General features: G+C 69.5%; 15 protein-coding genes and 1 rRNA gene. 5 read left to right on the forward strand and 11 right to left on the reverse strand.

What is annotated here, in order from left to right; genetic code table 11:
* Positions 1–115 (forward strand): 5S ribosomal RNA (gene rrf, locus QC283_RS24240); the annotation flags it as partial.
* Between the two features lie 50 nt (positions 116–165).
* On the opposite strand, the gene QC283_RS24245 is transcribed toward rrf, so the two are convergent.
* Both QC283_RS24245 and QC283_RS24250 read right to left on the reverse strand, forming a co-directional pair.
* Entirely contained in the window at positions 166–825 is a 660-nt protein-coding gene (locus QC283_RS24245) for a response regulator transcription factor (protein ID WP_279563771.1), read from the reverse strand.
* Positions 822–2,090: a sensor histidine kinase gene (locus tag QC283_RS24250; RefSeq protein WP_279563773.1), complete on the reverse strand. Its 1,269-nt coding sequence runs from the start codon at positions 2,088–2,090 to the stop codon at positions 822–824. Before QC283_RS24250 ends, QC283_RS24245 begins: the two co-directional genes overlap by 4 nt.
* Positions 2,091–2,184: 94 nt before the next feature.
* Between QC283_RS24250 and QC283_RS24255 the strand changes: the two genes are divergently transcribed.
* Positions 2,185–2,745: a GNAT family N-acetyltransferase gene (locus QC283_RS24255; RefSeq protein WP_279563774.1), complete on the forward strand. Its 561-nt coding sequence runs from the start codon at positions 2,185–2,187 to the stop codon at positions 2,743–2,745.
* A gap of 85 nt (positions 2,746–2,830) precedes the next feature.
* Here the strand turns inward: QC283_RS24255 and QC283_RS24260 are convergent, their stop codons facing one another.
* The 8 genes from QC283_RS24260 to QC283_RS24295 form a co-directional block, all read right to left on the reverse strand.
* A complete protein-coding gene (locus QC283_RS24260) occupies positions 2,831–4,375 on the reverse strand; it encodes a type IV secretory system conjugative DNA transfer family protein (RefSeq protein ID WP_279563775.1) in 1,545 nt (514 codons plus the stop codon).
* 117 nt (positions 4,376–4,492) lie between these two features.
* Positions 4,493–5,905, reverse strand: coding sequence for an ATP-binding protein (locus tag QC283_RS24265; protein ID WP_279563776.1), 1,413 nt, complete (start codon positions 5,903–5,905; stop codon positions 4,493–4,495).
* A gap of 12 nt (positions 5,906–5,917) precedes the next feature.
* Positions 5,918–7,477, reverse strand: a complete 1,560-nt coding sequence (locus tag QC283_RS24270) for an SCO6880 family protein (protein ID WP_279563777.1) — start codon at positions 7,475–7,477, stop codon at positions 5,918–5,920.
* Entirely contained in the window at positions 7,474–8,820 is a 1,347-nt protein-coding gene (locus QC283_RS24275; RefSeq protein WP_279563778.1) for a hypothetical protein, read from the reverse strand. Before QC283_RS24275 ends, QC283_RS24270 begins: the two co-directional genes overlap by 4 nt.
* A complete protein-coding gene (locus tag QC283_RS24280) occupies positions 8,810–9,625 on the reverse strand; it encodes a hypothetical protein (protein WP_279563779.1) in 816 nt (271 codons plus the stop codon). The genes QC283_RS24275 and QC283_RS24280 overlap by 11 nt, the downstream gene beginning before the upstream one ends.
* A gap of 165 nt (positions 9,626–9,790) precedes the next feature.
* Positions 9,791–10,099: a hypothetical protein gene (locus tag QC283_RS24285; protein WP_121747793.1), complete on the reverse strand. Its 309-nt coding sequence runs from the start codon at positions 10,097–10,099 to the stop codon at positions 9,791–9,793.
* A 218-nt stretch (positions 10,100–10,317) separates the two neighbouring features.
* Entirely contained in the window at positions 10,318–10,716 is a 399-nt protein-coding gene (locus tag QC283_RS24290) for a DUF397 domain-containing protein (protein WP_279563780.1), read from the reverse strand.
* Between the two features lie 11 nt (positions 10,717–10,727).
* Positions 10,728–11,582, reverse strand: a complete 855-nt coding sequence (locus tag QC283_RS24295; protein WP_279563782.1) for a helix-turn-helix domain-containing protein — start codon at positions 11,580–11,582, stop codon at positions 10,728–10,730.
* 169 nt (positions 11,583–11,751) lie between these two features.
* Here QC283_RS24295 and QC283_RS24300 point away from each other — a divergent pair, with 169 nt between their 5' ends.
* The 3 genes from QC283_RS24300 to QC283_RS24310 all read left to right on the forward strand — a co-directional run bounded on the left by QC283_RS24300 (position 11,752) and on the right by QC283_RS24310 (position 14,215).
* Positions 11,752–12,186 (forward strand): ATP-binding protein, encoded by a 435-nt coding sequence (locus tag QC283_RS24300; RefSeq protein ID WP_279563783.1) that lies wholly within the window; start codon positions 11,752–11,754, stop codon positions 12,184–12,186.
* 57 nt (positions 12,187–12,243) lie between these two features.
* Positions 12,244–13,263, forward strand: coding sequence for a C40 family peptidase (locus QC283_RS24305; RefSeq protein ID WP_279563784.1), 1,020 nt, complete (start codon positions 12,244–12,246; stop codon positions 13,261–13,263).
* Between the two features lie 241 nt (positions 13,264–13,504).
* Entirely contained in the window at positions 13,505–14,215 is a 711-nt protein-coding gene (locus QC283_RS24310) for a phosphatase PAP2 family protein (protein ID WP_279563785.1), read from the forward strand.
* 181 nt (positions 14,216–14,396) lie between these two features.
* Here the strand turns inward: QC283_RS24310 and QC283_RS24315 are convergent, their stop codons facing one another.
* On the reverse strand, positions 14,397–14,567 hold the full coding sequence (locus tag QC283_RS24315; protein WP_279563786.1) for a hypothetical protein: 171 nt from the start codon (positions 14,565–14,567) through the stop codon (positions 14,397–14,399).
* Positions 14,568–14,604: the final 37 nt, after the last annotated feature.

Genomic DNA, 14,604 nt, shown 5'->3' on the forward strand with positions numbered 1-14,604 from the left:
CGGTGGTCATAGCGTAGGGGAAACGCCCGGTTACATTTCGAACCCGGAAGCTAAGCCTTACAGCGCCGATGGTACTGCAGGGGGGACCCTGTGGGAGAGTAGGACGCCGCCGAACAATCATTGCGAGGAAACCCCGCACCGGAAACGGTGCGGGGTTTTCTGCGTTTACCCCACCAATTTCGTGTCGTACGCGAGGATGACCGCCTGGACACGGTCCCTCGAGCCGGTCTTGGACAGGATGCGGCCCACATGGGTCTTGACCGTCGACTCGGCGAGGTGAAGGCGCTCGGCTATCTCCGTGTTGGTCCAGCCCCGGCCCATCACCCGCAGGATCTCGGTCTCGCGGTCGGTGAGAGCGGCCAGGCGCGAATCGGGAGAGGGGTCGGGGTCGGCGGCGGCCGGCAGATGGTGGACGTACGCGTCGAGCAGGCGACGGGTCAGGCTCGGGGCCACCACCGCATCGCCGGTGGCCACGGCGCGGATGCCGGAGAGGAGCTCCTCCGGCTGGGCGTCCTTGACGAGGAAGCCGGAGGCACCGGCACGCAGACCGGAGTAGGCGTACTCGTCGAGGTCGAAGGTCGTGAGGATGAGGACGCGGGTGCGGCCACCGGCCGCGACGATGCGCCGGGTCGCCTCGATGCCGTCCAGGCCGGGCATCCGGACGTCCATGAGGACGACGTCGGGGTGGAGTTCGGCCGTCGCACGGACGGCTTCGGCGCCATTGGCGGCCTCGCCCACGACCGTCATGTCGTCCTGGCTCTCCAGGAGCATCCGGAAGCCGAAACGCTGGAGCGGCTGGTCGTCGGCGATGAGGACGGTGGTCACTGCGGGGGTTCCTCCGGTAGGTGCAGGTGTACGCGCCAGCCCCCCTCGGGGAGTTGACGCGGGCCGGCCTCCAGTGTGCCGCCGTACAGGGACGTTCGCTCACGCATTCCGGGCAGACCGCGGCCGTCGGAGAGGGCGGGGACCGGGCCGCCGCGGCCGGTGTCGGTGACGGTGAGGGCGACGGCGCCGCCGGTGTCGTAGGAGAGGTCGATGTGGGCGGTGGCGTCGGGGCCGGCGTGCTTGAGGGTGTTGGTGAGGGCCTCCTGGATGACGCGGTAGACCGTGAGCTGGCGGCCCTCCGGGAGCGTGGGACGGCCCTTGACCGTCGTACGGACGGGGAGGCCCGCCTTGCGGACGCCGTCGAGGAGTTGGTCGAGGTCGGTGAGCGCGGGTTGCGGGTTCAGTTCGGCCACCTGGGTGCCGTCCTGGTCCTCGTCGCGCAGGACGTCGAGCAGGCGGCGTAGTTCGTCCAGGGCCTGACGGCTGGTGGTGCCGATGGCGTCCAGGGCCTGGGCGGCGCGTTCGGGAGACTTGGCGGCGGCGTAGCGGCCGCCGTCGGCGAGGCCGGTGATGACGGAGAGGTTGTGGCCGATGATGTCGTGCATCTCGCGGGCTATGCGCGCGCGTTCGGCGGCGGCGGCGAGCCGGAGCTGCTGGTCGCGTTCGGTCTCCAGGCGGAGGGCGCGGTCCTCACGGGCCTCGGCGTAGTTGCGCCGCGTTCGGACGGTGATGGCGATGAGAGCGACGACGCCGATGGACAGGAGCTGGGAACCGATCTGTTGGTGCCACGGGTTCCCTCCCTCTCCGTAGCGTGCCAGGGAGACGCAGGTCGAGCTCGTCACCAGTGCCGTCGCCCACCACATATTGCGCAGAGGCAGGCGCAGGGCGATGTGGTAGAGGAGGAACAGTTGGTGGAACAGGGACGCCTGAAGGGCGGCGCCCGTCCAGGCGTTCAGGAGGGCGAACGGCGCGGCGACGAGTAGGACCGTTCGGGGGTGGGCGCGTCGCCAGAGCAGGGTGACCGAGAAGCCGAGGCTCATGGTGAGGAGGAGCCAGCCCGGCACGTCGAGGTTGTGGGCGTTGTAGCGCCAGCCACCGCCGGTGTAGTCGATCAGAGCCGCTGTGACCCAGAAGCCGGTGAAGCCCAGGTCCCACACGAGCGGACGGCGACGGTCGAAGGCGCGTACTCGATCGATGGCACGCTGCACGTACTCGGTGAGGGGTTCGGCCGGCCGTTCTTCCGGCGAGGGCTTCACGGGCTGCATTCGACCATGGTCGGGGATCCCGGCCCGGAGGGCGTCCTTCCGAGGGCCGTATATCAGGTGAGGGCCGTAGTACCCGGGTATTACGGTGGCCCGCATGAGTGCCTCGGTCCCCGGTGACTACGTGATCCGCTCCATACATGCCGACGAGTGGCCGGCCGTGAAGGAGCTGCGGCTTCGCGCGCTGCGGGACCCGGTCGCGCATCTCGCGTATCTGGAGACGTACGACGACGCCGCGGCCCGGCCCGACTCCTACTGGCAGAAGCGGGCGGCCGACGCCGCCGAGGGCGCGTCCGGGGCGCGGCAGATCGTCGCGGTGGGGCCCGGGGGCCGGTGGCTCGGCACGCTGACCGTGCTGGTCGAGGAGGCCGGGGCGCCAGACTGGGCCGGGTTCCCCGTGGAGCGGCGGCAGGGGCACGTGGTCGGGGTGTTCGTACGGCCCGAGTGGCGGGGGAGCGGGCTGACCGGGGCGCTGTTCGACGCCGGGGTGGAGTGGGCCTGGGGGAGCGGCCTGGAGGCGGTGCGGCTGATCGTGCACCCGGACAACGGGCGGGCGCAGGGCTTCTACCGGAAGGCGGGGTTCGCGCCGAGCGGGCGGACGGTGCCGCTGGCGGGCGTACCCGGTGACCACGAGCTGGAGTACGTGCTCGAGCGGTGACACGGGCCCCGAGAGCCCGTGTCCGTGTCCGTGCCCGTGTCCGTGCCCGTGCCCGAGCCCGTGCCCGTGCACGAGTCCGTCGCCGTCATACCGGCAGTTCGTCGTGGGGCCAGCGGGCTCGGCCCTGCTCGCGGGACCGGAGCAGGGCCAGGGTCGGCATGCCCCGGTCGGCCCCGGAGGCCAGCAGCTCCGGCAGCTGGGGAAGCGGGGCCACGGCCGCGACGTCGTCCAGGACGAGCGTCATTGGTGGGTCGAGGCGACCGGAGGATGACCGTTCGGCCATGCGCCGGCCGCGCTCGACCACGCTTGAGACGAGCGCCGTCAGCAGCGGCATCGCGCCCGGGCTCGTCCGGGGGTCTTCGATGGATTCACCCACCACGTAAAGGGTTCCCTGTTCGTGGATGAAGGAATCCAAGGCGAGGGCATCATTTCGGTTGGGAGTGCACGCCTCACGGATGTTGACCGTCGAGAGCGTGGCCAGGGCACGGGTCGTCAGCTGCTGGGCCATGTCCCGGCGTTCGGGGTGGGCGGTCAGGGCCCCTTCGAGTTCGCCCGCGGCGCCGGGTGCGGCCTTGGGGTGGGTACGGAGGACGCGTACGGCGTCCTGGATCTGGAGGCCCTGCGACCAGCGGTGTACATGGCGGACGGTGCGGCCGTCGATGGCGGCGGCGTGGAGGTAGCTGCGCAGGAGCAGCTCGGCGGTGTCGCCGACCGCCTGGTCGAGCCGGGCGGTGGGGCGGACGGGGGTGAGGAGCCCGGCCGCTCTGCTCATGGCCGTCTGCCGGTCCTCGCAGCCCGCGGTGGGGGACCAGTGGAGGCGTGCCGGAGTGTCGCAGAGGTGGCTCGGGTCGTAGAGGTGGCAGGGGCCGAGTTTCGCGCGGGCGTCCTTGGTGTCCGACCACAGGGCCGGGTTCGAGGTGATGACGAGGGCGGGGCCCGCGGCGTCGCGTACCGCGTGGACGGCGGTCGAGTGGCGGATGTCGGGCGGGCCGTAGTGCACCGTGGCTTCGGCGCGGTTCGCCTCCCACCCGCCGCCCCGCCCACCGTGGGACGCGGGGGCGGACGCGGGGGCGAGGGTGGTGGCCAGGGGCTCCTCTGCCGGCGGTGTCTCCTGGCGTGGTGATCTCGGGGTCGGTACCTCGTGCGCCGGTACCTCATGCATCGGTGCCGGCGCCGGCGCCGGTGCCGGTGTAGAGGTGGGGGCCGGTTCAGGTGTCGGCTTCGGTCGTGGCTCAGGGCGTGACGCTCGCCGCTGTTGCCGCACCGCCCGCCAGCGGGCCACCGTGCCCAGTACGAAGACGGTCAGGACCACCAGCACCATCATCTGGCCGATGAACAGCCCCCAGAACAGCCCGTACCCGGAGAGTGCCGTCTCGGGGGTGTCCGGCCAGGCGCCGGGGATGTCCTGGGGATCGGAGATCAGGTGGCGCAGGGCCAGGGGCGTACCGGAGAAGCTGACGCCGGCCGGCCAGGAGCCGTGGGCGAAGAGGGCGGACAGGCCGGTCGCCGTCCACACCAGCACGGTCATGCCGAGGATGAAGGCGAGGATGCCGAGGAGCAGGCCGTCGGGGATGCCGCCCTGCTGGGCCGGCCGCCTGCTGTGATGGTCGCCCGGTCCGTCCGGTCTCATGCGTCCGGTCCCTCCCGTCTCATGCGTCCGGCCGCTCCCGTCTTCCCGCGCCGCCGTCGATCCGGAGTCCTGCGCCGCCGTCGGTCCGGAGTCCTGCGCCGCCGTCGGTCCGGATTCCTACGCCACCGTCGACTCGGAGGAGTCGCCGATGTGCTGTTCCATGAAGGCCGCCGCCCGTTCCTCCGCCTCCAGTTCGGCGGCGCGCAGGGCGTCGTCGTTGAAGTCGGCGGAGGACTCGGTCATCGCCCGGTCGGTGAAGACCAGGGGGCGTTCGGTCTCGGTGATCAGGTGTTTCACGACTTGGACGTTGCCGTTGACGTCCCACACGGCGATGCCGGGGGTGAGGGACGGGATGATCTCCACGGCCCAGCGTGGCAGGCCAAGGACGCGGCCCGTGGCCCGTGCCTCGTCGGCCTTCTGGGCGTAGATGGTCCGGGTGGAGGCCATCTTCAGGATGGCCGCGGCCTCTCTGGCCGCCGCGCCGTCGACGACGTCCGACAGGTGGTGCACCACCGCCACGAACGACAGACCCAGCCGTCGCCCGAACTTGAGCAGCCGCTGGAACAGCTGCGCCACGAACGGGCTGTTGATGATGTGCCAGGCCTCCTCGACCAGGAAGATGCGCTTCTTCCGGTCGGGCCGGATCCAGGTGTGCTCCAGCCACACGCCGACGATGGCCATGAGGATCGGCATGGCGATGGAGTTGCGGTCGATGTGGGAGAGGTCGAAGACGATGAGGGGCGCGTCGAGGTCGATGCCGACCGTCGTCGGGCCGTCGAACATGCCGCGCAGGTCGCCGTCGACGAGGCGGTCCAGGACCAGCGCCACGTCCAGGCCCCATGCCCGTACGTCGTCTATGGCGACGTTCATCGCCTCGGCCGACTCCGGCTCGGGGTGGCGGAGCTGCTCGACGATGTCGGTGAGGACCGGCTGGCGCTGGACGATGGTCTCGTTGACGTAGGCGTGCGCGACCTTGAGCGCGAAGCCGGAGCGCTCGTCCAGGCCGTGCCCCATCGCGACCTCGATGATCGTGCGGAGCAGCGCCAGCTGGCCGGTCGTCGTGATCGCCGGGTCGAGGGGGTTGAGCCGGATGCCCTGGTCGAGTGCGGCCATCGGGTCCAGCCGGATCGGAGTTATACCCAGCTGCTGCGCGATGAGGTTCCATTCACCGGCCCCGTCCTCGCCCTGGGCGTCCAGGACGACGACCTGGCGGTCGCGGAAGCGGAGCTGGCGCAGCACGTACGTCTTCTCCAGCGCCGACTTGCCGTTGCCGGACTCGCCGAGCACCAGCCAGTGCGGGGCGGGGAGCTGCTGGCCGTACAGCTGGAAGGGGTCGTAGATGTAGCCCTTGCCGGAGTAGACCTCGCGGCCGATGATCACGCCGGAGTCGCCGAGGCCGGGTGCGGCGGTCGGCAGGTAGACGGCCTGCGCCTGGCCCGTGGAGGTACGGACCGGGAGGCGGGTCGACTCGACCTTCCCGAAGAGGAAGGACGTGAAGGCTTCGGTGAGGACGGACAGCGGGTCCCGCATCAGGCTCAGCCCCTACCTTCGGATGCCGGTGGCGAACGGAAGTGTGTTCACGAAGGCGCGATGGTGCTCACGGTCGCACCACTCCAGTTTCAGGTACGACTTTCCGGCCGAGGCTCGTATCGTCCGCTTGTCGCGGGCCAGTGACTCGGGGGAACGGGAGGAGACCGTGATGTAGCCGACCAGGTTGACGCCGGCCGCGCCGCTGGCGAGGTCCTCGCCGCGCTGGTCGAGACGCGAGTGGGCGGCCATGTCGCGAGGGTCGACGGTGCGGTTCATCTTGGCGGCGCGGGAGGCCTCGGCGTCGTCGTTGGTCTTCTCGGTCAGCATGCGTTCGATGGCGACCTCGGTGGGTTCGAGGTCCATCGTCACGGCGACCGTGCGGATGACGTCCGGGGTGTGGACGAGGAGCGGCGCGAGGAAGTTCACGCCGACCGGGGTCATCGGCCACTCCTTGATCCAGGCGGTGGCGTGGCACCAGGGGGCGCGGGTGGAGGACTCGCGGGTCTTGGCCTGGAGGTAGGTGGGCTCCATGGCGTCCAGCTCGGCCGGCCAGGCGTTGCGCTTGGTCATCGCCTGGATGTGGTCGATGGGGTGGTCCGGGTCGTACATGGCGTGGATGAGGGAGGCGAGCCGTCCCTGACCCAGCGGCTGGCGTACGCGGATGTCGGCTTCCTGGAGGCGGGAGCAGATGTCGGTCAGCTCGCGCGCCATCACCACCGCGAGGCCCGCGTCCCGGTCCAGCTTGCGCCCGTTCTGCGGCCGGGCGGCACGGGCCATGGTGTGCGCCTCGGCGGCCAGCTCGCGGGTGTAGTGCATGCAGGCGACGAGGTAGGCGCGGTGCTGCTCGCTGCTGGTGGACACCATGGACTGCAGCTGGTCGTACGACTGCCTCAGCCACGGCGGCGACTTCTCGTCGCCGCGCTGGGAGACGTCCTTGGCGTGCGCGTCGGGGTCGGCCGGGAGGGTGCGGGCGAGCATCTGGATGCGGGTGACGAAGCCGTCGCCGTTGGCCACGTGCTTGAGCAGGGTGCCGAAGCGGTCGACGAGGGCTTCCTGGTCCTCGGAGTCGCGCAGGCCGACGCCGGGTCCCTCGATCTCGATCGCGGCCGTCACCGTCTTGCGGTCGGCGTGCAGCAGTACGGCGATCTCGTCGGGGCCGAAGGGCGCCGCCAGCCACGTGATGCGGCCGATGCCGGGCGGCGGGCCGACCTCGACCTCCCGCCCGTCGATCCTGGTGCCGGCCTCGACGGCGCCGGAACGGTAGGTGGTACCGCGGCGCAGCGTCCGCTTGAAGCTGCGGTTGATCTCGAACCACTTGTAGAACGTCCGGTGCTTGTACGGCACGTAGACCGCCGCCAGCGCGAGCATCGGGAAACCGACGAGCAGCACGATCCGCAGGGTCAGGACGGGGACGAGGAGCCCACTCATCATGCCGAGGAACGCGCCGACGACGATCAGCGCGATCTCACCCGTCTCGCGGTTGCGGCCGACGATCGCGTTCGGCCGGGCGCGGCCGATCAGATACGTACGGCGGCGCGTGACCGGATGGGACACGTGGGACTCGGTCGTCAACGCCCGTCACCTCCTGTGCTGTTGCTACCGCTGGTGTTGCGGTTGGTGCTGGCGTGGGGCGTGTTCACCGGGCTGCCGGAGCGCGGTGCGGGTGCGGCGGAGGGGACATTTCCGCCGCCGCCGTTCGAGGGGCGCGTGCTGTGCGCGGCGACTCCGCCGGAGGCGGGGTTCGAGGGACGGGACGCGGAGGAGGACGACGACTGGCCGCCGCCTCCGCCGTCGCCGTTGTGGCGGGTGCTGTGGGTTCTGATGCCCTGGGCGACCAGGTTCGCCGGGGAGCTCATGACGGCCGCGGCCTTGCCCTCGGCGCCCTGCATGAGGCGGTTGTTGCGGCTGTTCGCGATCTCGTCGCCGAAGCCGGGGACGAAGCGGTAGATCATCGCGGAGGCGAAGATGGCCAGCAGGATGATCGCGAGGCCGGAGACGATGGCGGCGACGGAGTCGGGCCCCTCCTCCGTGGTCAGCGCGCCGGCGAGGCCCAGCACGATGACGATCACCGGCTTCACCATGATGATCGCGATCATGATGCCCGCCCAGCGGCGGACATGGCCCCACAGGTTCTTGTCGACCAGGCCGGCGTAGACGACGACACCGAGCAGGGCACCGACGTACAGCAGGACGGCCCGCAGATACAGCTCCAGGTACAGCACGCCCGCGGCGATGATCGACACGAACGACACCAGGATCAGCATGATGGGGCCGCCGCCGATGTCGTCGCCCTGCTCCAGCGCTTGGGAGAACGTGCCGAAGAAGGTGTCCGTCTGATCGCCGGTGCCCTTGGCCAGAACCTCGGTCACGGCGTCGGTCGCGGACACGACCGTGTACAGGATCAGCGGCGTGAAGGCCGAGGCCAGGACGGTCAGCCAGAGGAACCCGACGGCCTCGGAGAGCGCGGTGGTGAAGGGGACGCCGCGCATGGCGCGCTTGGCGACCGCCAGAAGCCAGAGGATCAGCGTGAGGATCGCCGACGCTCCGAAGACGACGGCGTACTGCTTGAGGAACGTGCCGTTCGTGAAGTCGACTTCGGCGGTGTTCTTCACGGCGTCGCTGAGGACGTCGACGGTCCACGCGGCGGCGTCGGCACAGCCCTTGGCGAGGGAGGAGAGGGGGTCGAGGGAGGAGGGGAGGGTGTCGGGGGTTTCCCCGCCGCCTCCGGTGGAGCCGCCGCCTTCGCCTCGTTCGCAGTAGTCCTTGGCGGGGCCGCGGATGAGGTCACAGGGGTCCTCGGTGTCCGTCGGCGTGGGGGTGGGCGCGGCAAAGGCACGGGTGGCCAGCAGCACCGTGGCGGCCTGCACTGCTGCAACAGCGGCTGTGACCTTGAGGGCGCGGTGGTTAGCGCGCATACGTGAACCCTCCGTACTCCTCGACGGCCTTCGTCATGTCGTCGGCAGTGGAGGCCCTCTGATCGCGACCGACCGGCACGGGTCCGTCCTTCTGTTGGAAGTCGGTGACCTTCCAGTCGTTGTTGGTCCACGTGAGCTGATACGTGGTGGTGTACCAACTTTCGGTCACCGGGTTCGTCGAGTTGCCACCGGACAGCCCGAAGAGGGAGGTGTACCAGACCTCGACGGTGGCCTTCTCGGCACTGGACTCCGTGATCTTGGTCCCTACCGGGATCACGCGCGAGACAAAGGTCTGACCGGCCGGTGCCTTGCCGTTCTTGTCGAGGCCGATGTTCGCCAGGAGCTCCTGGCGCGAGTACGCGCCGTCCAGCTCTGTCTGCCGGGTGGCGGCGACAGTTGGCGCATAGACGGTGTCGACGATCTCGTGTCGTCTGGCCTTGTCGAACATGCCGTCAGAGCCCAACGCCACCGCGTAGTTCGCCGCCGCGCTCTGCGCCCCCTGCTGGTCATGGGCGAAGCCCGCCTTTACCGGCTGTGTCCCGCTGGGCGCCGTAGACGATGCCTTCGGCTTGTCCGCGGCCCCGTCGTCCGGGGATGCGGAATCGTCTCCTCCACGGTTCGCAAAGGCGATCGCGGCAAGGAGGAGGACGACGACGCCGACCACGGTGACCAGGCCGCGGGAGGACGAGCGGCCGCCGCGTCGGGGGCCGCCGTAACCGTCGTCGCCCCCGTCGGGCAGCCGGGTCCGTGTCTGACCGGTGCCGCCGTAACCGCCGGAGGAGTGCTGGTCGTCTCCGAGACTCATGCCGTGTACGCCCCCTCGACGTCGTGCCTGCCGTAGAAGTACGACGGTAGCCGCGCTGGTTCCCGCGCGGGCGCGGTGTGGTGACTCGACATCAGGGAAACGCAACCTCAGCCGGTTGGCACGACGGGCGGGTGGGATGGACGAGAGACGGGTATGTTCACCGGGCTACACGGCCATCCCGTACACGATGGTGAAGAGCGTGCCGAGCGAGCCGATGATGAACACGCCGGTGAGGCCCGCGACGATGAGGCCCTTGCCCTGCTCCGCGCTGAAGGTGTCGCGGAGCGCGGTGGCGCCGATGCGCTGCTTGGCGGCACCCCAGATGGCGATGCCGAGGCAGAGCAGAATGGCGACCGCCATCACCACCTCGATCATGATCTTGGCCTCGTTGCCCAGACTGCCGAAGGGGCCCCAGTCCGGAGCGATCCCCCCGATGATCGTGTTGATGTCTCCCTCGTCGGCCGCAAAGAGCATGTAAGTCACCGCCCCTGTTGGGTAGTTCCGCACCCTCTGCGGACGTGCAGAGGTCAAGCCTCATTGTCGCTGACAATGACACCGGCGTATGTCGACTTGGCGTCATTGATTGGCGGGTTTCGTACGAATAGCTTGCCACCGGTCCACGCCGGGCCCTAACAGGGTGGCGTGGACCGGTGTCCAAAGAGTCGTATGGTCACTCTGTGTATCACGTATGGTTACGCCGGGCAATGAGGCTGGAGCGCAACCTGTCGTGTGGTCGCGTCGTTGGGCCCTTCTGCGAAGTGGTCGAACTCGCCGGCCCGCACGCCGAGGGCGAAGGCTTCCCACTTCTGACGATCCGTCGTGACGACGGTTCCCGGGGTGCCGGTGCCGTGGATGCGGACGGGGGTGTCGACGTCATCCTCGCGAGTGAAGGAGACCTGGATGGCTGCCGGTCGGGTGTTCGACTTCACCGCGGTGAGCAGGGAGCCGAAGGCGGCGGGGGTGGCGGTGAGTATGGAGCCGGTGGGGTCGCTGCTTTCGGTGAGATGGATGCCGGTGGCGCTGACGCTGACGTGGAGGCAGGAGTCACCCTGTGCGCAGTAGGAGGACTTCTGCCAGGCGAGTTGCTTCATATCGACCTTCCTCACAGTTCCTGCGCGATCTCGTGGATGAGATCCCGTGACTTGTCGGGCGGAAGTGCGCTGGTTTCCATGCGGTCGAGGAGCAGCCGGTACTTGTCGAGCTGAGCGCCGGAGTCGAGAAACACCGGGCCGTGGGACTGGTCGAGGTGGACGGTGTCGAGCTGCGGTACGGGGCCTGTTGAGTAGTAGAAGGACTGGCCCGACCCCGGGAGGATGCCGGCGTCGAACGTCAGTACGCGCATCGTGATGTGGTCGCGCTCGCTCATGTCGAGAAGGTGGTGCAGCTGAGCCCGCGCCACCTCAGGGCCGCCGAGCCGCATGCGAAGTGCCGCCTCGTGGATGGTGGCCTGGTGTGGTGTCGGAGCGTCCCGGTAGAGCACTGCTTGACGCTTGACGCGGAACGAGATCCGGTGCTCGATGTCCGGCGGCGACATCTCCGGGACGTCCTGGCGGAAGACCTCGCGGGCGTAGTCCCTTGTCTGCAGGAGGCCGGGAATGTGCAGCGTGACGGCTGTGCGCAGGCGCTCGGCATGGTGCTCGACCTCTGCCAGGTCCAGCAGTGCGGCAGGCAGAAGCTCCCGGTACTCCTCCCACCATCCCCGGGTTCGCTCGGCCGCCATGTCGCCGAGCGCGTCGACCAGGGCTTTGTCGCCGCAGTCGTAGTGGCAGGCGAGAGTGCGGACCCTCTCGGGGCTCACACCGGCCCGTGCGGCCTCCACGTTGCTGATCTGGTTCTGCTGAACACCGAGGAGGCGACTGGCCTGTGTCGAGGTCAGTCCGGCCCGCTCTCGCAGTTTGCGCAGCTCAGCACCCAATCGGAGTTGACGGCCCGTCGGGTTGCTTCTCACGCGCTCCATGCCTCTCTGTCACTCACATGAGTGGTGTCTAAGTTCTTTTCTAGCGCCATCTAAGAAACATCTCTAGCTTACAACTGGCGCCCCGCCCAGAAGCGCACCGGTCGACGGACCGGCATGCCACTGGGCAACCCACTCACGCTCCAACTACCCGCACCGAACGGAGACTTCCATGGCCACCGTAAACCCGTCCTGGGGCTACACCCTCCACCTCCCGCACGATCCACGCGCACCGGGGATCGCCCGCACAACCCTGCGTGCCACCCTGGCCGCGCACGGCCTCGGCGAGCTCGTGCCGACCGCCGAACTGCTGGCCGCCGAGCTGCTCGCCAACGCCCATCTGCACACCACCGGCCCCTACGCCCTCCGCATCCTGTCGCGCGAGCCGGGCCGGTTGCGGGTCGGCGTGTGGGACAACGACTGGAGGGTGCCGCCCGGCTTCGGGGATGGGGAGCAACTCGGCGCCGTACCGCCGGAAGACGCCGAGGGCGGCCGGGGTCTGCACCTGGTGCGGGCCTGCGCGGACTCCGTCGGCGTCTCCGTACTACGCGAGCTCGGTGCCTCGAAGGGCGGGAAGCTGCTGTGGGCGGAGTGCTCCAATGGCTGAGGGCCGGGCCCGAATGGGGGGAGACATGGCCGGAAAGTGTTATTGAACGGGCCGGGCATGGGGGAGGGTTGGGCCATGCGCAAGATGTGGGTCGGGGCCGGGGTCGCGGTCGCGGGTGGGTTGGGCTTCGTGATGCTGCTCGTCGTGGGCGTCTATCTCGTCGCCGGGGACCTCGCCGGCGGCGCCGGTGGCGGTTCCAAGAAGCTCGCCAAGGGGTCGGTGCCCGCGGCGTACCAGCCGCTCGTGCAGAAGTGGGGCAATCTCTGCCCCGCCATCAACCCGGCGCTGCTCGCCGCCCAGCTCTACCAGGAGAGCGGCTTCAACCCGAAGGCGCAGAGCCACGCGGCGGCGCAGGGCATAGCGCAGTTCATCCCCGGGACGTGGGCCACCCACGGGATCGACGGGGACGGGGACGGGGACCGGGACGTGTGGGACCCGAACGACGCCATCCCGTCTGCGGCGTCGTACGACTGCTCCCTCGCGTCGTACGTGAAGGACGTGCCCGGGGACCCGACCAAGAACATGCTGGCCTCCTACAACGCGGGGGCCTACGCGGTGATCAAGTACCAGGGCGTGCCGCCGTACAAGGAGACGCAGAACTACGTCAAGGTGATCACGACGCTCGAGAAGAGCTTCGCCGCGCCCACCACCCGGGTCGATCCCTCCGAGCAGGCCGCCGGTGCCATCGCCTACGCGCAGAAGAAGCTCGGCACGCCCTACCTGTGGGGCGGGAACGGGACGGCCGACCAGGGAGGGCGGTTCGACTGTTCGGGGTTGACCAAGGCGGCGTTCGAGAGCGTGGGGATCGAGCTGCCCCGGGTCGCGAACGACCAGTACAACGCGGGAGCGCATCCCTCACGGGACGAACTGCTCCCCGGTGACCTGGTGTTCTTCTCGGACGACCTCACCAACTCCCGGGCCATCCGGCACGTGGGGATGTACGTCGGCGGCGGGTACATGATCAACGCACCGCGGCCGGGCGCGGTGATCCGGTTCGATCCGATCGACACCCCTGATTATTTCGGGGCCACCCGGGTGACCGAGGATGGCGCGAAAGCGCTGCCTACGACGGTGTGAATGGCAGGGTTTGAACCCAGCGTGAAACCCTGCCCTGAGCTGCGACGACGTGTCTCTCTTCGATAACGTCTGCGTGATCATTCGGTGGAGCGTGGAACGTATCAACGGGGGTCGTGCGTTCCTGTACACGTGTAGGTGTGCGGTGCGGGCCGAGCGGCTCCGGCGGATCTACGACCACGGGGGTGGCAGAAGAGGCGTGCGCTCGGTGCGCCGGAAGATATGACGAAGGGGCCGCAGCACCATGGCTGGACTCGCCGAATCCGGGTCGAACCCCGACGTCGAGCTGCTCTACGACATCAACGGCCTGGCCAAGGACGCACCGCACTGGTTCGACCGGGTCATGGAGTTCGTGGGTGAGTACGGACTGCTGTTCGCGATCGTGCTGCTGGTGCTCTGGTGCTGGTGGTCCGTGCGGCGACGCGGCGGTGAGGGAGCGGCGACGAACGTCGCGGCACTGACGTGGGCGCCGCTCGCGGCCGGCGTCGCGGTACTGGTCAACGTGCCGATACGGGGTTTCGTGGAGCGGCCACGGCCGTTCAAGACGCATGACGGGCTCGAGGTCCTCGTCCAGGGCAAGGAGGACTTCTCCTTCGTGAGCGACCACGCCACGCTCTGCATGGCCCTGGCCGTCGCCCTGTTCGTCGCCAACCGGAAGTTCGGGCTCGTCGCGATCGTGCTGGCCGTGTTCGGCGGCTTCATCCGCGTCTACATGGGCGTGCACTACCCGACGGACGTCATCGGCGGTTTCGCCCTCGGTACGGCCGTCGCGCTGCTGCTGTCGCCGGTCGCCATGGCCCTGCTGACGCCGCTGACCCGGGCGATCGAGCGGTCGCCCCGGGTGGGATGGCTGGTCAGCGCGCGGGGGCGAGACGACGCCGCCGGGCGGGATGCCGTGATTCCGGGGGCGCGCAAGGAGAGTGCCGGGGCGGGCGAGCGGGATCTCGCCGCCTGAGCTCCGGCCGGCTGGCTGGATGACTGTCTGTTGCTGAGGGGTCCGGCCCCGCCGGCGCTGCGTGCGGCGGCTTCGGGCAGCCCGTGAAGACGCGGTTTCGGTCGTACCGGCGTGGGAGACACGCCGGACGCCGGGCCGCGTCTTCGTCGTTTCGCGGGGTGCCGACGGCGCGTGCCCGAGGTCAGGTGGGCGCGTGGGACTCCGCGTCCGTACGGGCCAGGCTTCTGGCCCTGCGGGCCGGTCCTCGCCAGCCGCAGGTGCAGCGGGCCAGGCAGAAGGGGCCTTGTTCGACCGTCGTCGTGAGGTGTTCCGGGATGTCCTGGGGGGCCTCGAGACCTTCCTGCTGCGCCACGCCCACAACGTTACCGGGGTCGCCCGCCCCTCGTTAA

This window comes from Streptomyces sp. DH41 (assembly GCF_029813785.1).
Lineage (GTDB): Bacteria > Actinomycetota > Actinomycetes > Streptomycetales > Streptomycetaceae > Streptomyces.